This window comes from Streptomyces sp. NBC_00690 (assembly GCF_036226685.1).
Lineage (GTDB): Bacteria > Actinomycetota > Actinomycetes > Streptomycetales > Streptomycetaceae > Streptomyces.
On sequence record NZ_CP109009.1, the window covers coordinates 4345882 to 4365961 of the forward strand.

Here is a 20080-nt window from a genome sequence, read left to right on the forward strand (position 1 = left end):
TCCTCGACCGTCCTTTCCCACCCCCAGAAGAAGCTAAGGAGGCCGCCGTGGCCGGCGCCCTGAAGACCGTTACGGACGACACCTTCGAAGAGGTTGTCCTCAAGAGCGACAAGCCTGTACTCGTGGACTTTTGGGCCGAGTGGTGCGGTCCGTGCCGTCAGATCGCGCCGTCGCTGGAGGCCATTGCCGCCGAGCATGGCGACAAGATCGAGATCGTGAAGCTCAACATCGATCAGAACCCCACCATCACGGCGAAGTACGGCGTCATGTCCATCCCGACGCTGAATGTGTACCAGAACGGCGAGGTGGCGCAGACGATCGTCGGCGCCAAGCCCAAGGCTGCGATTCTTCGTGAACTGGAGCCGTTCCTCACCCACAAGTGACATGGGCCGATGTTTCACGTGAAACATCGGATGTGAAACGAAAGAGGGGCTCATCCCGTACGGGATGAGCCCCTCTTTCGCGCTCATAGACATCCCCATGGTCAAAGCGGTCTGAGTACCGGCTCCTTCTGAACGGCGCCGAGCAATCGATCAAGCGCGAGTTCCATGTCTTCCTTCCAGGAGAGAGCAGTCCGCAGCTCCAGCCTCAACCGTGGATAGGAGGGATGAGGCCGCACGGTCTTGAAGCCAACTGCGAGAAGATGATCAGCTGGTAGAAGACAAGCAGGTTCCTTCCAACGGGCGTCACCGAATGCTTCTATCCCCCGGAACCTTCTGCGCAGCAGATCCTTCACGACTGTCTGCACCATGACACGACCCAAGCCCTGCCCTTGGTACCCGGGGCTGATCCACGCGGTCATCAGCTGCACGGCATCCGCTGAAACAGGGCTCGTCGGAAATGCCTGGGATCGCGGAACATAGGCAGGGGGCGCATAGAGAACGAACCCAGCAGGGACATCGTCCACATAGACCACTCTGCCGCAGGACCCCCAGTCCAACAGGACCGCCGAGATCCAGGACTCCTTCTCCAGCTCCGATCGCCCCGCTCGAACTGCGGCGTCTCCCCGGACAGGGTCGAGCTCCCAGAAGACGCATGCCCGGCAAGGCCGGGGCAGGTCCGAGAGATTGTCCAATGTGAGAGGTACAAGCCGACGCCCCATGGAGGCTGTTCCTCGCTTCCTGCCCTGGCTCGCAAGATGCACGACACCCTGTTCGCCGGCCCTACAGACCCTGCTTCCCTCAGCTGAAGACTGCGGCTACCTGGCAACTCCAGAGTGGTCACTGGTAGAGGGTCGCAGTCAGGCAATGAGGCGCAGTGACCATCCACCAGCATCGTATCGAGCGCGTCCCCACGCGGAAGGGGAGAAAGAAACACAGGCGGACCGTGTCCGGTCGTTCTCCCGAACATGGCCCGCCTCATGACTCCCGCAGAGAGCCTCAGTCAGCTCGCGTCGTGGGAGTCCTCGTCATCAAGACTCTTCTCCAGAACCCTGCCCTCCCCCGGCGCCAGGGTGCCCAAGATGCGCTCCAGATCCTCCATCGAGGCGAACTCCACGACGATCTTGCCCTTCTTCTGACCGAGGTCGACTCTCACCCGAGTCTCAAAGCGGTCCGAAAGGCGGGTTGCTAGATCGCCCAGGGCAGGCGACACACGTGTTCCGGCCCTGGGGCTCTTGGGCTTGGCCGTTGCCGCAGAGCTGGAGTTGAGGAGGGTCACGATCTCTTCAACCGCTCGGACTGACAGACCCTCGGCCACGATCCGATGCGCCAAGCGGTCCTGCTCCGCGGAATCATCCACAGAGAGCAGAGCCCTCGCATGGCCGGCGGAGAGCACACCAGCAGCGACCCTGCGCTGAACGGGCGCCGACAACCTCAGCAACCGAAGGGTATTGGAGACTTGAGGCCGAGAGCGGCCGATACGGTCCGCCAACTGGTCATGAGTGCAGTTGAAGTCCTTGAGCAACTGGTCGTAAGCGGCTGCCTCTTCCAGCGGATTCAGCTGAGCGCGGTGCAGGTTCTCCAGCAAAGCATCCAGCAGAAGCTTTTCATCGTCCGTATCCCGAACGATGGTGGGGATCCGCTCCAGTCCGGCCTCACGGCAGGCCCGCCAGCGACGCTCGCCCATGATCAGTTCAAAGCGATCCGGGCCCAGCGGCCGTACGACAACCGGCTGAAGAAGTCCGACTTCCTTGATGGAAGTGACGAGCTCGGCGAGGGCGTCCTCGTCGAAGACTTCACGGGGCTGCCGCGGGTTGGGGGTGATGGCGTCGATCGGCACTTCAGCGAAGTACGCACCCGTTGACTCAGCCTGCTCGGATGAACGATCCGAAGACTGTGCGGGCAGCATAACTTCGGGTACGGCTGCCAGCGCCGTCACCTTTGCGGCTGCCACCCCACGGTCAGTGGTGGGCGTTTGTGGCGCTCCAACAGGCCCCATGGACACACTGGAAGACGCCTGCTGCTTCTCCTGGGGAGCGGCAGGGATCAAGGCACCGAGCCCACGCCCCAACCCTCTACGTCGCTCGCTCACTGAATCCCCTCCGAGACGTTCTGCTGACTTTTCTGGCCGCCCACATGGGCGTGCTGCGGGTCGTAGTGGACTCCGACCCCGCGGAGTGCAATCTCGCGTGCTGCCTCAAGGTAAGACAGAGATCCACTGGAACCGGGATCGTAAGTCAAAACCGTCTGCCCATAGCTCGGAGCCTCCGAGATACGGACCGAACGCGGAATGCTGGTCCGTAGCACTTCCTCACCGAAGTGGGTACGGACCTCCTCGGCCACCTGTGAGGCGAGGCGGGTACGGCCGTCGTACATGGTGAGGAGAATCGTGGATACATGGAGCGTGGGGTTGAGATGACCACGCACCAGATCCACATTCCTGAGCAGCTGCCCCAGCCCTTCCAGTGCGTAGTACTCGCACTGGATGGGAATCAGGACCTCCGCGCCAGCCACCATCGCATTGACGGTCAGTAGACCCAACGATGGAGGGCAGTCGATCAGGATGTAGTCCAGAGGCTGCTCATACGCCTGGATCGCTCGCTGTAGCCGACTCTCCCGAGCCACCAGAGACACCAACTCGATCTCCGCACCGGCGAGATCGATTGTGGCGGGTGCACAGAAGAGACCTTCCACATCGGGGACCGGCTGCACAACCTCAGAGAGAGGTCTGCTGTCCACGAGGACGTCGTAGATCGAGGGAACTTCCGCGTGATGATCGATCCCCAAGGCCGTTGAGGCATTGCCCTGAGGATCCAGGTCGACCACGAGGACACGCGCACCGTGCAGGGCGAGTGAGGCTGCGAGATTGACGGTGGTGGTGGTTTTCCCAACGCCACCTTTCTGATTGGCGACAACCATGACGCGGGTCTGCTCAGGTCGGGGCAGGCCCGCGCCGGCACGCCCCAGCGCCTCCACGGCCAGCTGGGCAGCTCGACCAATGGGGGTGTCGTCCATCGGGGGCGGTGTTTCACGTGAAACATCTTCTCCCCCCGACTCGGTACGGGGACCGGGGACCGGATCGGTCATCGGTCCCGCAATGTTGGCGTCGGACCGCAAGGATTCACTCTCCTCGACTTCAGGCTCGCGATGAACAGAGCCTGCCATGCTTTCGGGGTCATGAACCAGCGAGGCCCGTGCTTCTGTGGATGAATCCACCTCTGTGGACAACGCCCTAACCCCAACGAGGGGCTTACGGCTACGAATCGGGGCGGCTGCCCGCCCGCGGCTGATGATTCCCTGCAGCAGTGAGCGACGTTTCACGTGAAACACGATGCATCGGGTACCGCGTCGACCCCAGGGCGACACTCCGAAATGTGTACGTATGGCAGCTTGTATGGAGCATCTGGCCCAGGAATCCAGGGACGACTCAACCGAAGCAGGGCGCCCTCGCAACTATCGGAGACACAGTCATCCGATCCCAGAGCAGAAGACGGGGCAGGGTTCGGAGCCAGGAAAGGTGCGGTCTCATCGCCCCCGAACGCTCCCGGTCGAGCAGCTCCGCTCGCCGATCTCGCAGCAAACGGGAGCCAGTGCCCACCCCAGGAGACATCCATCACAGCGGGCAGGTTCCACCGGCCGGTCACGTGTCGGTCATCGCCTCCGGCGTGTACGGCTGACCCGTGCAGCCTTGGCTCGCTTCGCAGCGAATCGCACTCCGCCCGGACTCTCACCGACTTCAACACGCACCACGGTGGCCAGCGGGTCGACCAGCCCTTCCCCGACATGCAGCACCGAGCTGCTCACCACACCCAATTTACTGAGGGCCGCCCGGGCCCCCTGAAGCTCCTCTTCGGCGGTGTCTCCCTTGAGGGCGAGCATCTCTCCATAGGGACGGAGAAGCGGCACACCCCAGCCGGCAAGCCGGTCCAGCGGTGCCACCGCACGCGCCGTCACCACATGAACCGGCGTAAGGGTCCCCAAGACCTCCTCCGCCCGACCACGCACCACCGTCACATGATCCAGCCCCAGCAGCTCGACCACTTCCTGAAGGAAGTTGGTACGCCGCAGCAGAGGCTCCAGCAGCGTGATCTTCAGATCCGGTCGGACCAATGCCAAAGGAATACCTGGCAGCCCTGCCCCCGAGCCCACATCACAGACCGTGACGCCCTCAGGGACCACCTCGGAGAGCACGGCGCAATTCAGAAGATGGCGCTCCCAGAGTCGTGGCACCTCGCGAGGACCGATCAGGCCACGCTTGACTCCGGCATCAGCGAGCAGTTCCGCATACCGCACGGCTTCCGGATAGAACTCTCCGAAAACCCTCCGGGCCGCTTCAGGCGCCAGGGGAAGCTCTGCTGCCTCCGTCACGGGGACCGTCCTTCCGTACCGCTGGGTCGCAATATGGACCGTGGTGGCTGACTATCAGGCTGACAAAGATCGGCCCCGCCTGCGAAACAGACGGGGCCGATGGAACAACAAAGGTCAAGCAGGGAGCACGACGACGAAGCGCTGCGGCTCCTCGCCCTCGGACTCGCTGCGCAGCCCCGCGGCGGCGACCGCGTCGTGGACGACCTTGCGCTCGAAGGGTGTCATGGGCTGGAGCTTGACCGGCTCTCCGGAACCCTTGACCTCAGCGGCGGCCTTGGCACCCAGTTCGGCGAGCTCCGTGCGCTTCTTCGCCCGGAATCCCGCGATGTCCAACATGAGCCGGCTGCGGTCGCCGGTCTCCCGGTGCACGGCCAAACGAGTCAGTTCCTGGAGTGCCTCCAGAACCTCCCCGTCCCGGCCGACCAGCTTCTGAAGATCCCTACCGCTCGAATCGCTGATGATCGAGACCGCAGCCCGGTCGGCCTCGACGTCCATGTCGATATCACCGTCCAGATCGGCGATGTCGAGCAGACCTTCGAGGTAGTCGGCGGCGATCTCCCCTTCCTGCTCAAGGCGGGTCAGGGTGTCGCCTTCCTCGGCGGCGGCGGGGATGGTGCCTTCCGTCACGGATGGACTCCTTCTTACTTCTTGGACGACGGGTGCTTGGGCCGCTGCTGGCCCTTGCGCTGTCCCGCCTTGGGCTGCTGGCGTGCGGCAGACTTGCCAGCCGTCTTCGGCTTTGAATCCTGCGGGGTGTCCTTCCGAAGCGAAAGCTTCGCATCGGGCTCAGCGGCATCGCTGGTCTTGGCACCCGGCTGGGTGGCTGCCGTATGCCGCTTGGCCTTGGTCTGCCGCTTGGGCTGCTGGCGCTTGTGCGGTGCTCCGCCGCCCTCGACGTCGGCAACTGCGGTGTCGCTCTTCGCCACATTGCCGTCGGCCTGGGCCGCGAAGCCTGCCTTGGCAAGACCGGAGATGAACCGACGCTCGTTGTCATTGCGATCCGGACCCTTGGCCACGATGGCCGCCACGACATTGCGCTTGCGCCGGGACCGCACATCACCGCGCGTGGTGGCGCTCTTCAGCAGACGCCCCAGGTACTGGTCCTGCGCCTTGCTGCCGGGGGTGGGGTTCTGGTTGATCACGTACATCTGCTGGCCCATGGTCCACACGTTGGTGGTCAGCCAGTAGACGAGGACGCCGACGGGGAAGTTGATGCCCATGACAGCGAAGATGACCGGGAAGATGTACATCAGCATCTTCTGCTGCTGCATGTACGGCGTCTTGACCGTCAGGTCGACGTTCTTCGCCATCAGCTGGCGCTGGGTGTAGAACTGCGACGCCGACATCAGGATGATCATGATTGCCGTGACGATCCGCACATCGAGCAGGGTGGCGTTGAGAGCCTCGACCTTGCCCGGGCTGTCCGTGAACTTGGACGCCAGCGGAGCACCGAAGATGTGTGCCTCACGGGCACTGCTGAGCAGCGACTCATTGATCACACCGACGGTCTTGCCGGATGCGATGTTCGAGAGCACGTAGTACAGGGCGAAGAAGAACGGCGACTGCGCGAGGATCGGAAGGCACGAGGAGAGCGGGTTGGTGCCCGTCTCCTTGTACAGCTTCATCATCTCTTCGGACTGACGCTGCTTGTCGCTCTTGTAGCGCTCCTGGATCGCCTTCATCTTCGGCTGAAGCGCCTGCATGTTCCGCATCGACTTGATCTGCTTCACGAAGAGCGGGATCAGACAGATGCGGATCAGGACCACCAGCGACACGATGGACAGTCCCCAGGCCCAGCCCGTGTCAGGACCGAAGGCCGCCCCGTAGAGCTTGTGGAACTGGACGATGATCCACGAAACAGGTGTGGTGATAAAACTGAAGAGACTGGCAATCGTGTCCACTAATCAGGCTCCTTGAGCTTTGGGCGAGGTCTCTGCGGCCGGTTCCAGGGGCTTGGACGTCGACCCCTGGGAAGGCACTTCGGCGGCGGAGTGCCCGCCCTTGTTGCCACGTACGGCATCGCGCAGCATTTCGTGCCACCGCGGACGCTTACGGGGCGGCACATGGTCCACACCGCCCGGCGACCACGGATTGCACCGCAGGATCCGCCAAGCGGTGAGAGCCGTGCCCTTCACCGCACCGTGTCGGTCGATGGCCGTGTATCCGTAGTGGGAACACGACGGGTAGTACCGGCAGACGGGTCCCAGCAGGGGACTGATCGTCCACTGGTACAGCTTGATCAGAGCCAGCAGCGGGTACTTCATCGCGCGCCCCCTCCCAGCAGCCGCTGGAAGGCGGCATCCAGGTCTCGGGCCAGCTGTTCATAAGCGGCGTCACCCGCGCCGGGCAGCGCCCGTACGACCACCAGGCTACCGGGGGGCAGCTCGGCGAGCCGATCACGCATGAGATGCCGCAGTCTGCGCTTGACCTTGTTGCGCACGACCGCTCCGCCTACAGCCTTGCTTACGACGAAACCCGCACACGTCGGGGGAGCGCTCTCCCCAGGCGCGTGCGGGTCCGTTGAACCGCTGCGTAGATGGACGACGAGAAGCGGGCGACCTGCCCGGCGACCCCGTCGTACCGCGGTCGCGAAGTCCTCGCGCCGCCTCAGCCGATTCTCGGTAGGCAGCACGTCATGACCTGTACGCGATTAGGCGGACAGGCTTGCGCGACCCTTGCCACGGCGAGACGCGAGAATCGCGCGGCCGGCACGGGTGCGCATGCGAAGACGGAAACCGTGGGTCTTCGCACGACGACGGTTGTTCGGCTGGAAGGTGCGCTTGCTCACTCGGGGGCTCCAGAAATGATTCGTAGATGGCGGGACATCGCCTGGCTGTCACCGTGCGCCCACGAGTAGCTCGCGTTTCGCCCGAGTGCACCGCTTCACCATCACAGAGTGTGAGGTTTGCCCATCGGAGGCAGGCGGCAGCAGCCATCGACAACTCGACCTGTTTACGGTACGCGCGGCTACGCCATCCGGTCAAACCAGGGTCACACCCGCAGCCACTATGCACAGGCTGTGGACAACAACTTGAACCGCGCGGGTCGCCCTGACTACCTTGGCTGAACTCCGAACCTTTTCCTTTCTGTCCTTGCCTGTCCTTCCCATCCCCGTCCCGAGAACCACACCTTCGTGGGACCTGTGAGAGAGCGTGCCTTGTGGCTGACGTACCTGCCGATCTTGCCGCAGTGTGGCCACGCGTGCTGGAACAACTCCTCGCCGATGGCCAGCCAGGCATCGAGCCCAAGGACAAGCAGTGGGTCGAACGCTGCCAGCCGCTGGCGCTGGTCTCCGACACCGCGCTACTGGCCGCGCCCAATGAGTGGAGCAAGCGGGTTCTGGAAGGCAGGCTCGCTTCACTGATCAGTGAGACGTTGAGCCGGGAGTGCGGACGTCCCATTCGGATCGCGATCACGGTCGACGACTCGGTGGGCGAACCGCCGGCCGCGCGGCCCTCGGCACAGCAGTCCCAGGCACCGCGATACCAAGGACCGCAGCGCGACGAGTACCAAGGACAGCAGGACGAGTACGCAGGCCCGCAGCGGGACGACGCACCGGGCGACCGCTATCAGAACGACCGCTATCGCGGATACGGCCACCGCTCTGGAGAGGACGGGCTGCCGGAGATCCGGCCCGCCTACCCGGAGTATCAGCAGCAGCAGCAGCGGCCCGAACCCGGCGCCTGGCCGCGTTCACAGGAGGACCTGTCCTGGCAACAGCCGCGCCTCGGTGGCTTCCAGGACCGCGACCCCTATGCCTCGCCGCGATCGCACCAGTCGTCGCACGACTACCGCTCGCCCCAGCCGTCGGAGCGACAGCCGTACGAGTCGGGTCGGCCGGAGCGCCACGAGAGGAACGAGTCCCCCCAGTCCCACCGCGGCCCGACGGGGGCCCCTGGTCCACTGGGGGCACAGCCGTCCCCGGCTGCGAGGCCGGGTGAGCCGCAGGCCCGACTGAATCCGAAGTACCTCTTCGACACCTTCGTGATCGGCGCGTCCAACCGGTTCGCCCACGCCGCCGCCGTCGCGGTCGCCGAGGCCCCGGCGAAGGCGTACAACCCTCTCTTCATCTACGGCGAGTCGGGGCTGGGCAAGACCCACCTCCTCCATGCCATCGGGCACTACGCGCGGAGCCTGTATCCGGGGACCCGCGTGCGGTACGTCAGCTCGGAGGAGTTCACCAACGAGTTCATCAACTCGATCCGGGACGGCAAGGGCGACACCTTCCGCAAGCGCTACCGCGATGTCGACATCCTGTTGGTCGACGACATCCAGTTCCTGGCGAGCAAGGAGTCGACGCAGGAGGAGTTCTTCCACACCTTCAACACGCTCCACAACGCCAACAAGCAGATCGTGCTCTCCTCCGACCGACCGCCGAGGAAGCTGATCACGCTGGAGGACCGGCTCCGCAACCGCTTCGAGTGGGGTCTGACCACGGATGTGCAGCCACCCGAGTTGGAGACCCGCATCGCCATCCTCCGCAAGAAGGCGGTGCAGGAGCAGCTGAACGCCCCGCCGGAGGTACTGGAGTTCATCGCGTCCCGCATCTCGCGCAACATCCGCGAGTTGGAAGGTGCGCTGATCCGGGTGACAGCGTTCGCCTCGCTCAATCGGCAACCGGTGGATCTCGGACTGACGGAGATCGTGCTGAAGGACCTGATCCCCGGCGGCGAGGACTCCTCGCCGGAGATCACGGCGAGCGCGATCATGGCCGCGACGGCCGACTACTTCGGGCTGACCGTGGAAGACCTGTGCGGGTCCTCCAGGAGCCGGGTTCTGGTCACCGCCCGGCAGATCGCCATGTATCTCTGCCGCGAGCTGACGGATCTCTCTCTGCCGAAGATCGGCGCGCAGTTCGGCGGACGGGACCATACGACCGTGATGCACGCGGACCGGAAGATCCGGGCACTGATGGCGGAGCGACGGTCGATCTATAACCAGGTGACGGAACTGACCAACCGCATCAAGAACGGCTAGCCGACCCGCGCAGTGCGGGGTGCGCCACGCCCCGGCGGGACAGCGGCCAATCGATGGAGAAGGGCCCTGGAGCATGCTCCAGGGCCCTTCTCCATACCTGCGACTAGCACCAGGGATCTAGGTGCCCAGTGACCGGCGCCAGTGGGCCAGCGATGCGGGGTCAGCGATGCATACCGCGGGCCGATCGCCGTGGAATCTGGTCCCTGTGGCGTTCTCCTGAGCCGCGGGTGGAGGGCTTCCCGGCCCGTACGGAGCTCTCGGGAGGTCGTTCGCGGCGGTGGAGACCCGACCGGACAGGCTCTGAAGTGTTCGAATACCGCCGCTCCGCAGGGAGTTCTCCACAGATCAGGGGAGAATTCACCGTCCACAGCCTGGGGACTGCCAAGTTGTCCAGATTGCATCCACAGGCTGGAGGCTCAGGAGACGATCATCCCAGGTCACTCGGTTGTGGAATTGTGGTCAACTGTTATCCACAGCCTGTGGATGAAAAACTCATCCACAGGCTTTGATCAAACTTGTCCACCGGCACCCCACAGGCAAAGGTGGGTTGCCCACAGCTTCTCCACACCGCTGTCCACTGTTCGGCAACAGAACGCCCCCTCTCACCGTGTCGAGTGAAAGCCGTCACACCAAGGAGGCGGATTGGGCTGTGGGGAACCTGGGTAAAGCTGGGGACGGCCCTGGGGAGAACTGACCCCAACCTGTGCATGGGGTGTGCAGAACTTTTCGGTGTCCACAGGAACACGGAGTTGTCCACCGGTTCCACCCACAGGCACGGTGGACAAAAAACAGGCGTTGACCTGCAATAACGACGTTATCCACCGTTTCCACAGGCCCTACTACTACTGCCACACATAGTTAGCGGGGAATTGGTTTGGAAGTGGGCCCTGTGCACAACTCGGCTCGGCAGCCCGCGACACCTGTGGTCACGACTTGACCCGCAGCCGCACCGAGTGTCGGTGGCGTGCGTCAGACTGGTCCCCGGCAACACAGCCAACGACAGAGGCCAGCAACGGCGAGTCAGCAACAGCAGGAGGCGGTTCCGGTGAAGATCCGGGTTGAGCGCGATGTACTGGCGGAGGCGGTGGCCTGGGTGGCCAGAAGCCTCCCGGCCCGTCCGCCGGCGCCCGTACTCGCTGGCCTTCTGCTGAAGGCCCAGGACGGAGCGCTCAGCTTTTCCAGCTTCGACTACGAGGTCTCCGCGAAGGTCTCCGTCGAAGCCGAGGTCGACGAGGACGGCACCGTCCTCGTTTCCGGCCGTCTGCTCGCCGACATCTGCCGTGCCCTGCCCAATCGCCCGGTGGAGATTTCCACAGACGGTGTACGGGCGACGGTGGTCTGTGGCTCCTCGCGCTTCACCCTCCACACCCTGCCGGTGGAGGAGTACCCGGCCCTGCCGCAGATGCCGACCGCGACCGGGACTGTCCCCGGTGAGGTCTTCGCCTCCGCCGCCGCCCAGGTCGCCATCGCCGCCGGGCGCGACGACACCCTGCCCGTCCTCACCGGCGTACGGATCGAGATCGAGGGCGACACCGTCACCCTCGCCTCCACCGACCGCTATCGCTTCGCCGTCCGCGAGTTCCTGTGGAAGCCGGAGAACGCGGACACCTCTGCCGTCGCGCTGGTGCCCGCCAAGACGCTCCTCGACACCGCAAAGGCCCTGACCAGCGGTGACACCGTCACGCTCGCACTCGCCGGCTCGGGCAAGGGCGAGGGCCTCATCGGCTTCGAGGGCGCGGGCAGGCTGACGACGACCCGGCTGCTTGAAGGCGATCTGCCGAAGTACCGGACGCTGTTCCCCACCGAGTTCAACTCGGTCGCCGTGATCGAGACCGCCCCCTTCGTGGAGGCAGTCAAGCGCGTGGCGCTCGTCGCCGAGCGGAACACCCCGGTGCGACTCAGCTTCGAGCAGGGCGTCCTGATCCTGGAAGCCGGATCGAGCGACGATGCACAGGCTGTGGAGCGTGTTGACGCCCAGTTGGAGGGCGATGACATCTCGATCGCCTTCAACCCCAACTTCCTGTTGGACGGGCTGAGCGCGATCGACTCACCGGTCGCCCAGCTGTCGTTCACGACATCCACCAAGCCCGCGCTGCTGAGTGGCAAGCCCGCCGTTGATGCCGAGGCGGACGAGGCGTACAAGTACTTGATCATGCCTGTACGGCTCTCGGGCTGAGTTCCCGCCTCTTTGTAGCCAGGCACTCCCGGTGTCCTCCCACGGGCCTGCTCAGACCCCGAGCAGGCCCGTCAGGCTGCCTACGTCACTCCGGCGTAGGCTCGGAACCGGTTACGCATCGGCATTCGACGCTTAAGGACAGTCAAGATGGAGCTCGGCCTCATCGGCCTCGGCAAAATGGGTGGCAACATGCGCGAGCGCATTCGCCGCGCAGGCCACACCGTCATCGGCTACGACCGCAACCCCGACCTCGCCGATGTCCACAGCCTCCAGGAGCTTGTGGACAAGCTGAAGGGCCCGCGGGTGGTGTGGGTGATGGTCCCGGCCGGAGCCGCGACCCAGTCCACCATCGATGAGCTGGCTGAGCTGCTCTCCCCGGGCGACATCGTCGTGGACGGCGGGAACTCCCGCTGGACCGACGACGAGAAGCACGCCGTCGAGTTGGGCATCAAGGGCATCGGTTTCGTCGACTGCGGAGTCTCCGGCGGCGTGTGGGGCCTGGAGAACGGCTACGCGCTCATGTACGGCGGTGACACCGAGCACGTCGCCCGCGTACAGCCCGTCTTCGACGCGCTCAAGCCCGAGGGCGACTTCGGAGCCGTCCACGCCGGCAAGGTCGGTGCAGGTCACTTCGCCAAGATGGTTCACAACGGCATCGAGTACGCCATGATGCAGGCGTACGCCGAGGGCTGGGAGCTGCTGGAGAAGGTCGACTCGGTCACCGACGTGCGCGAGGTCTTCCGCTCCTGGCAGGAAGGCACGGTCATCCGTTCCTGGCTGCTGGACCTCGCGGTCAATGCGCTGGACGAAGACGAGCACCTCGACAAGCTGCGTGGATTCGCCCAGGACAGCGGTGAAGGCCGCTGGACGGTGGAAGCCGCCATCGACAACGCCGTACCGTTGCCCGCCATCACCGCATCTCTCTTTGCCCGGTTCGCCTCCCGTCAGGACGACTCCCCGCAGATGAAGATGATCGCCGCACTGCGCAACCAGTTCGGTGGCCACGCGGTGGAGAGCAAGAAGTAAGCCCTGAGCCGGGGGAGGTCGGCCTACATCCATGCACGTCACGCATCTGTCACTGGCCGACTTCCGCTCGTACGCCCGGGTCGAGGTCCCACTCGACCCGGGCGTCAGCGCGTTCGTGGGCGCCAACGGGCAGGGGAAGACCAACCTCGTCGAGGCCATCGGCTACCTGGCCACGCTGTCGAGCCACCGGGTCTCCTCCGACGCCCCACTCGTGCGGGCCGGCGCTGAGCGCGCCGTGATCCGGGGCGCCGTCACCCAGGGCGAACGCTCGCAACTGGTGGAGCTCGAACTCAACCCGGGGCGCGCCAATCGGGCCCGGATCAATAGGTCGTCGCAGGTCAGGCCCAGAGATGTGATGGGGATCGTCCGTACGGTCCTGTTCGCCCCCGAGGATCTGGCCCTGGTGAAGGGCGACCCCGGCGATCGCCGTCGCTTCCTCGACGAACTGGTCACGGCCCGCTCACCGCGCATGGCGGGGGTGCGCGCCGACTACGAGCGCGTGCTCAAGCAGCGAAACTCCCTGCTCAAATCGGCGGCGATAGCCCGTCGCTACGGAGTGACCAAGCCGGGCCGCGCGTCGAGCCGCGCGGTTGCGGAACCACCGGGCGAGCCCGATGACTCCGGCACGCGCGGCGGCTCCGGTGCGGACCTCTCCACCTTGGACGTGTGGGACCAGCACCTGGCCCACACGGGCGCCGAACTGCTGGCCCAGCGGTTCGAGCTCATCCGGGTCCTCCAGCCGCTCACCGAGAAGTCGTACGAGGCACTCGCACCCGGTGGCGGCCCGATCGCCCTGGAGTACCGTTCCTCCGCCGGACTGACCGTGACTCACCCGGATGAGTCCCCCGACCGTTCCGAGATCTACGAACAGTTGCTCACCGCGCTCGGCGAGACCCGCAAACAGGAGATCGAGCGGGGAGTCACACTCGTCGGACCGCACCGCGACGACCTGGTGCTCGGCTTGGGCCAGTTGCCCGCCAAGGGATACGCCAGTCACGGCGAGTGCTGGTCCTACGCCCTGGCCCTACGGCTGGCCTCCTACGATCTGCTGCGCACCGAAGGAAACGAACCTGTGCTCGTCCTGGACGACGTATTCGCCGAGCTGGACGCCCGGCGTCGGGAACGGCTCGCCGAGTTGGTGGCTCCCGCCGAACAGGTCCTGGTGACCGCGGCCGTCGACGACGACGTACCCGGGGTGTTGGCCGGGACGCGCTACGAGGTCGCCGGTGGCGAGGTGAAGCGGGCATGAGCGCGGAACTGCCGCTCCCTGTGGCTGCCGGGCTCCCTGCGCCGGCCGAGGTCTCCGGCGTGGACCTGGCACGCGTAGCCCTGCGGGCGGCCAAGGAGCAAGCCCGGGCCCGCGGTGCAGCCGCGCAGGAGAAGAAACAGGCCAGAAGGGGTGGGGGGCTTCGTTCCGGAGCCCATGCCGACGGTCGTGACCCGTTGCCCCTGGGGGCGGCGATCAATCGACTGATCACCGAGCGCGGCTGGGAGACCCCGGCCGCGGTGGGCGGAGTGATGGGTCGCTGGCCGCAGATCGTGGGTGAGCACCTGGCCAATCACTGTGTGCCGCTGCGCTATGACGAGGCCCCTGACGCACGGGTGCTCACGGTGCAGTGCGACTCCACGGCCTGGGCGACCCAGCTGAGGCTGCTCGCGCCACGCCTGGTGGCTCGGCTCAACGAGGACCTCGGGCAGGGCACCGTGAGGCTGATCAAGGTGTTGGGACCGGGAGGCCCCTGGAAGGGGTACGGGCCGCTCCGTGCGCCCGGGAGCACCGGCCCGGGCGACACCTACGGATAGGGCGGTTCGGATCGATCTCGGGTACCACCGTCGGATTCCGGTACCACTGTCGGATCGGTCGTGGACCCCGCCCTGGATTGTGAAAATTCCGTGCAGAACCGCTGTGGTGCGCCTTGTGTGCTCCACCGCCCACGGCTCAGCCTTTCCGATCGACCCGGCGCCGCTCAGGGCCTCCTGGATGCGGCGCCCGAGCAGTGGGGGTGTCCGGACGCCCGGCGCCCGCCCGGCCCACGCGGTCGGCCGCTCCGGGTGCCGAGGCCGGGCGGGCGCCGGGCGGCAGGGCGGGGACGCGCCCGCTCCTGCTTCGTCCCCGCACCGGTTTTGGGGTCGTTCCCCCGCCGCTTCCCAGCCCTGATCGCGGGGCCGTTCCAGCGCCCGGAATGGGGCCTTTCATGATCCGTCCCTCACCGTAGCCGTTCGCTGACAGTCCAAAGCGCTCAATGCCGGTGTCAGCCTCCTGTAGCCCCTTCCCGCATATGGGGAGTCGGACCGTCAGTGTTTAGGGCGGCACATGCGGACTCAAGCACCGGCAAACCCCCATGAGTGTCGGCGGTACCGGTAGACTGATGGACAATCCCGCCACCTTGCGGAACATGTCGAACGACGCAGCCGTCCCCGCCTGTCCGGAGAACGGCTTGTGCTGTGCCAGAAAGGGCGCTTCGTGGCCGATTCCGGCAACCCCAACGAGATCACCCCGTCCACCCTCAATGGCGGCGTAGAGGTCACTGCCTCGTACGACGCCAGTGCGATCACCGTCCTGGAGGGGCTGGACGCGGTTCGCAAGCGCCCCGGCATGTACATCGGCTCGACCGGTGAGCGTGGGCTTCATCACTTGGTGTACGAGGTCGTCGACAACTCCGTCGACGAGGCCCTGGCCGGGCACGCGGACCTGATCGAGGTCACGATCCTCGCCGACGGTGGCGTTCGCGTCATCGACAACGGCCGAGGCATTCCGGTGGGCATCGTCCCCTCGGAGAACAAGCCCGCGGTCGAGGTCGTCCTGACCGTCCTCCACGCCGGCGGCAAGTTCGGCGGCGGGGGCTACGCGGTCTCCGGCGGTCTGCACGGCGTGGGTGTCTCCGTCGTGAACGCCCTCTCCTCCAAGGTCGCCGTCGAGGTCAAGGCCGACGGCTTCCGGTGGACGCAGGACTACAAGCTCGGTGTCCCGACCGCGCCCCTCGCCAAGAACGAGGCCACGGACGAGAGCGGCACCTCGGTGACGTTCTGGGCCGACGGCGAGATCTTCGAGACGACCGAGTACTCCTTCGAGACGCTCTCCCGTCGTTTCCAGGAGATGGCCTTCCTCAACAAGGGCCTGACCCTGACGCTGACCGACGAGCGGGAGTCCGCGAAGGCCACGGTCGGCGCCGACACCGCCGAGGAGGCCGAGCAGGAGCAGGTCCGCACGGTCACGTACTACTACGAGGGCGGCATCGTCGACTTCGTGAAGTACCTCAACTCGCGCAAGGGCGAGTTGATCCACCCGACCGTGATCGACATCGAGGCCGAAGACCGCGATCGGATGCTCTCGGTCGAGCTCGCCATGCAGTGGAACTCCCAGTACACCGAGGGCGTTTACTCCTTTGCGAACACCATTCACACGCATGAGGGGGGCACGCATGAGGAAGGGTTCCGCGCCGCGCTCACGGGCCTGGTCAACCGCTACGCGCGCGACAAGAAGCTGCTGCGGGAGAAGGACGACAACCTCTCCGGCGAGGACATCCGCGAGGGTCTGACGGCGATCATCTCGGTCAAGCTGGGCGAGCCCCAGTTCGAGGGCCAGACCAAGACCAAGCTGGGCAACACCGAGGCGAAGACGTTCGTCCAGAAGGTCGTGCACGAGCACCTCACCGACTGGTTCGACCGCAACCCGAACGAGGCCGCGGACATCATCCGCAAGGCGATCCAGGCGCAGACCGCCCGGGTGGCCGCCCGTAAGGCGCGCGATCTGACCCGGCGCAAGGGCCTGCTGGAGTCGGCCTCACTGCCCGGCAAGCTCAGCGACTGCCAGTCGAACGACCCGATCAAGTGCGAGATCTTCATCGTCGAGGGTGACTCCGCCGGTGGTTCGGCGAAGTCCGGTCGGAACCCGATGTACCAGGCGATCCTGCCCATCCGCGGCAAGATCCTGAACGTCGAGAAGGCCCGGATCGACAAGATCCTCCAGAACACCGAGGTCCAGGCGCTGATCTCGGCCTTCGGCACCGGGGTCCACGAGGACTTCGACATCGCGAAGCTCCGCTATCACAAGATCATTCTGATGGCGGACGCCGACGTCGACGGTCAGCACATCAACACGCTGTTGCTGACGTTCCTCTTCCGCTTCATGCGCCCCCTGGTCGAGGCGGGGCACGTGTTCCTGTCCCGCCCGCCGCTCTACAAGATCAAGTGGGGTCGGGACGACTTCGAGTACGCGTACTCGGACCGTGAGCGCGACGCACTGGTGGAGCTCGGCAAGCAGCAGGGCAAGCGGATCAGGGAAGACTCGATCCAGCGCTTCAAGGGACTGGGCGAGATGAACGCCGAGGAACTGCGCATCACCACCATGGACGTGGAGCACCGCGTCCTCGGCCAGGTCACCCTGGACGACGCGGCCCAGGCCGACGACCTCTTCTCCGTGCTGATGGGTGAGGACGTCGAAGCACGTCGCTCCTTCATCCAGCGCAATGCCAAGGACGTCCGCTTCCTCGACATCTGAGTCGGTCTCAGCTGACCGTACGAAAGGACCGAAGACCAGCAATGGCCGACGAGACACCTAACCCTGCCACCACCGAAGAAGAGCCGGTCATGCGGATCGAGCCCGTCGGGCTCGAAACGGAGATGCAGCGCTCCTACCTCGACTACGCGATGTCCGTCATCGTCTCCCGCGCCCTGCCGGACGTGCGGGACGGACTGAAGCCGGTCCACCGTCGAGTGCTGTACGCGATGTACGACGGCGGGTACCGGCCCGAGAAGGGCTTCTACAAGTGCGCCCGCGTCGTCGGCGACGTCATGGGCACCTACCACCCGCACGGCGACTCCTCGATCTACGACGCCCTGGTCCGGCTGGCCCAGCCGTGGTCGATGCGCTTGCCGCTGGTGGACTCCAACGGAAACTTCGGTTCCCCCGGCAACGACCCGGCCGCCGCCATGCGGTACACCGAGTGCAAGCTCAAGCCGCTGTCGATGGAGATGCTCCGGGACATCGACGAGGAGACCGTCGACTTCCAGGACAACTACGACGGCCGCAACCAGGAGCCGACGGTCCTGCCGGCCCGTATCCCCAACCTCCTGGTCAACGGATCCGCGGGCATCGCGGTCGGCATGGCCACCAACATCCCCCCGCACAACCTGCGGGAAGTCGCCGCGGGCGCCCAGTGGGCGCTGGAGCACCCCGACGCCACCCATGAGGAGCTGCTCGACGCCCTCATCGAGCGGATCAAGGGCCCGGACTTTCCGACGGGCGCCCTGGTCGTGGGGCGCAAGGGCATCGAGGAGGCGTACCGGACCGGTCGCGGCTCCATCACGATGCGCGCGGTCGTCGAGGTCGAGGAGATCCAGAACCGTCAGTGCCTGGTGGTCACGGAGCTTCCGTACCAGGTCAACCCGGACAATCTCGCGCAGAAGATTGCCGACCTGGTGAAGGACGCCAAGGTCGGCGGCATCGCCGACGTGCGGGACGAGACCTCGTCCCGCACGGGTCAGCGGCTGGTGATCGTGCTCAAGCGCGACGCCGTCGCCAAGGTCGTCCTGAACAACCTGTACAAGCACACGGACCTCCAGACGAACTTCGGCGCGAACATGCTGGCGCTGGTGGACGGCGTGCCGCGGACGCTGTCGATCGACGCGTTCATCCGTCACTGGGTGCACCACCAGATCGAGGTCATCGTCCGGCGCACACGCTTCCGGTTGCGCAAGGCGGAGGAGCGGGCGCACATCCTGCGCGGTCTGCTCAAGGCGCTGGACTCCATCGACGAGGTCATCGCGCTGATCCGGCGCAGCGACACCGTCGACATCGCCCGCACGGGTCTGATGGAACTGCTGACCATCGACGAGATCCAGGCCAACGCCATCCTGGAGATGCAGCTGCGCCGACTGGCCGCACTGGAACGCCAGAAGATCGTTGCCGAGCACGACGAGCTGCAAGCCAAGATCAACGAGTACAACGCCATCCTCGCCTCCCCCGCCCAGCAGCGGCAGATCGTCAGCGATGAGCTGGCGGTCATCGTGGATAAGTTCGGCGACGACCGGCGTTCGATGCTGGTGCCCTTCGACGGTGACATGTCCATCGAAGACCTGATCGCCGAGGAAGACATCGTCGTCACGATCAGCCGCGGCGGCTATGTGAAGCGCACGAAGACCCACGACTACCGGTCGCAGAAGCGGGGCGGCAAGGGCGTCCGGGGGACGAAGCTCAAGGAAGACGACATCGTCGACCACTTCTTCGTTTCCACCACCCACCACTGGCTGCTCTTCTTCACCAACAAGGGCAGGGTCTACCGCGCCAAGGCGTACGAGCTCCCCGATGCCGGCCGTGATGCACGCGGTCAGCACGTGGCCAATCTGCTCGCCTTCCAGCCGGACGAGCAGATTGCGGAGATCCTGGCGATCCGCGACTACGAGGCCGTGCCCTATCTGGTGCTCGCTACCAAGGGCGGTCTGGTCAAGAAGACCCCGCTGAAGGACTATGACTCGCCTCGCTCCGGCGGTGTCATCGCGATCAACCTCCGGGAGACCGAGGCGGGAACCGATGATGAGCTGATCGGCGCAGAACTGGTGTCGGCCGAGGACGATCTGCTACTTATCAGCAAGAAGGCGCAATCGATCCGATTCACCGCGACGGACGATGCCCTGCGCCCGATGGGGCGTGCCACATCGGGTGTCAAGGGGATGAGTTTCCGCGAAGGAGACGAGCTTCTGTCGATGAATGTGGTGCGGCCCGGTACGTTCGTGTTCACTGCTACTGATGGCGGTTACGCGAAGCGGACCGCTGTCGACGAGTACCGCGTCCAGGGTCGTGGCGGCCTCGGCATCAAGGCTGCCAAGATCGTGGAGGACCGTGGATCGCTCGTGGGCGCTCTGGTGGTCGAGAAGACGGACGAGATTCTCGCCATCACCCTCGGCGGCGGTGTGATTCGTACGCGAGTCAATGAAGTCAGGGAGACCGGCCGTGACACCATGGGCGTCCAACTGATCAACCTGGGCAAGCGCGATGCCGTGGTCGGTATCGCTCGTAACGCCGAGGCTGGTCGGGAGGCTGAAGAGGTCGAAGGGGCCGAAGAGGCCGTGGGGACCGATGAGACCTTCGCCGCTTCGGCCGAAGCGGCAGCCGAGGGCACCGAGCCTTCGGCCGGGGAGCACGAGGAGTAGA

17 protein-coding genes are annotated in these 20080 nt (G+C 65.4%); 8 read left to right on the top strand and 9 right to left on the bottom strand.

Features of this window, described 5'->3' with window-relative positions; genetic code table 11:
* Nucleotides 1-47 precede the first annotated feature (47 nt).
* The gene (gene trxA / locus OID54_RS19105; protein WP_329021231.1) at nucleotides 48-383 is read left to right on the top strand and encodes a thioredoxin; all 336 of its coding nucleotides are present in this window, start codon (nucleotides 48-50) and stop codon (nucleotides 381-383) included.
* Between the two features lie 101 nt (nucleotides 384-484).
* Here trxA and OID54_RS19110 read toward each other — a convergent pair whose 3' ends face one another.
* The 9 genes from OID54_RS19110 to rpmH form a co-directional block, all read right to left on the bottom strand.
* Nucleotides 485-1102, bottom strand: a complete 618-nt coding sequence (locus OID54_RS19110) for a GNAT family N-acetyltransferase (RefSeq protein ID WP_329021232.1) — start codon at nucleotides 1100-1102, stop codon at nucleotides 485-487.
* Between the two features lie 281 nt (nucleotides 1103-1383).
* On the bottom strand, nucleotides 1384-2472 hold the full coding sequence (locus OID54_RS19115) for a ParB/RepB/Spo0J family partition protein (RefSeq protein ID WP_329021233.1): 1089 nt from the start codon (nucleotides 2470-2472) through the stop codon (nucleotides 1384-1386).
* Nucleotides 2469-3545 carry a ParA family protein gene (locus OID54_RS19120; protein WP_329021234.1) on the bottom strand — a complete coding sequence of 359 codons (1077 nt, stop codon included), beginning with the start codon at nucleotides 3543-3545 and terminating at the stop codon, nucleotides 2469-2471. Before OID54_RS19120 ends, OID54_RS19115 begins: the two co-directional genes overlap by 4 nt.
* 486 nt (nucleotides 3546-4031) lie before the next feature.
* Entirely contained in the window at nucleotides 4032-4748 is a 717-nt protein-coding gene (gene rsmG, locus OID54_RS19125; RefSeq protein WP_329021235.1) for a 16S rRNA (guanine(527)-N(7))-methyltransferase RsmG, read from the bottom strand.
* 114 nt (nucleotides 4749-4862) lie between these two features.
* On the bottom strand, nucleotides 4863-5375 hold the full coding sequence (locus tag OID54_RS19130) for a Jag family protein (protein ID WP_329021236.1): 513 nt from the start codon (nucleotides 5373-5375) through the stop codon (nucleotides 4863-4865).
* 14 nt (nucleotides 5376-5389) lie between these two features.
* On the bottom strand, nucleotides 5390-6649 hold the full coding sequence (gene yidC / locus OID54_RS19135; protein ID WP_329021237.1) for a membrane protein insertase YidC: 1260 nt from the start codon (nucleotides 6647-6649) through the stop codon (nucleotides 5390-5392).
* A 3-nt stretch (nucleotides 6650-6652) separates the two neighbouring features.
* On the bottom strand, nucleotides 6653-7012 hold the full coding sequence (yidD, locus tag OID54_RS19140) for a membrane protein insertion efficiency factor YidD (protein ID WP_329021238.1): 360 nt from the start codon (nucleotides 7010-7012) through the stop codon (nucleotides 6653-6655).
* Entirely contained in the window at nucleotides 7009-7380 is a 372-nt protein-coding gene (rnpA, locus tag OID54_RS19145; RefSeq protein ID WP_329021239.1) for a ribonuclease P protein component, read from the bottom strand. The genes yidD and rnpA overlap by 4 nt, the downstream gene beginning before the upstream one ends.
* Nucleotides 7381-7398: 18 nt before the next feature.
* The gene (gene rpmH / locus OID54_RS19150) at nucleotides 7399-7536 is read right to left on the bottom strand and encodes a 50S ribosomal protein L34 (RefSeq protein WP_010985740.1); all 138 of its coding nucleotides are present in this window, start codon (nucleotides 7534-7536) and stop codon (nucleotides 7399-7401) included.
* 371 nt (nucleotides 7537-7907) lie between these two features.
* Between rpmH and dnaA the strand changes: the two genes are divergently transcribed.
* From dnaA to gyrA, 7 genes are all read left to right on the top strand, one after another.
* Nucleotides 7908-9725: a chromosomal replication initiator protein DnaA gene (gene dnaA, locus OID54_RS19155; protein ID WP_329021240.1), complete on the top strand. Its 1818-nt coding sequence runs from the start codon at nucleotides 7908-7910 to the stop codon at nucleotides 9723-9725.
* Between the two features lie 1045 nt (nucleotides 9726-10770).
* A complete protein-coding gene (dnaN, locus tag OID54_RS19160) occupies nucleotides 10771-11901 on the top strand; it encodes a DNA polymerase III subunit beta (protein ID WP_329021241.1) in 1131 nt (376 codons plus the stop codon).
* Nucleotides 11902-12048: 147 nt separating this feature from the next.
* Nucleotides 12049-12927 carry a phosphogluconate dehydrogenase (NAD(+)-dependent, decarboxylating) gene (gene gnd, locus OID54_RS19165; RefSeq protein WP_329021242.1) on the top strand — a complete coding sequence of 293 codons (879 nt, stop codon included), beginning with the start codon at nucleotides 12049-12051 and terminating at the stop codon, nucleotides 12925-12927.
* Nucleotides 12928-12958: 31 nt separating this feature from the next.
* Nucleotides 12959-14176 (top strand): DNA replication/repair protein RecF, encoded by a 1218-nt coding sequence (locus OID54_RS19170; RefSeq protein WP_329021243.1) that lies wholly within the window; start codon nucleotides 12959-12961, stop codon nucleotides 14174-14176.
* On the top strand, nucleotides 14173-14730 hold the full coding sequence (locus tag OID54_RS19175) for a DUF721 domain-containing protein (protein ID WP_329021244.1): 558 nt from the start codon (nucleotides 14173-14175) through the stop codon (nucleotides 14728-14730). The genes OID54_RS19170 and OID54_RS19175 overlap by 4 nt, the downstream gene beginning before the upstream one ends.
* Nucleotides 14731-15367: 637 nt before the next feature.
* Nucleotides 15368-17428 (top strand): DNA topoisomerase (ATP-hydrolyzing) subunit B, encoded by a 2061-nt coding sequence (gene gyrB, locus OID54_RS19180; protein WP_329021245.1) that lies wholly within the window; start codon nucleotides 15368-15370, stop codon nucleotides 17426-17428.
* A gap of 41 nt (nucleotides 17429-17469) precedes the next feature.
* Nucleotides 17470-20079, top strand: coding sequence for a DNA gyrase subunit A (gene gyrA / locus OID54_RS19185; RefSeq protein ID WP_329021246.1), 2610 nt, complete (start codon nucleotides 17470-17472; stop codon nucleotides 20077-20079).
* The last annotated feature ends 1 nt before the right edge of the window (nucleotide 20080 follow it).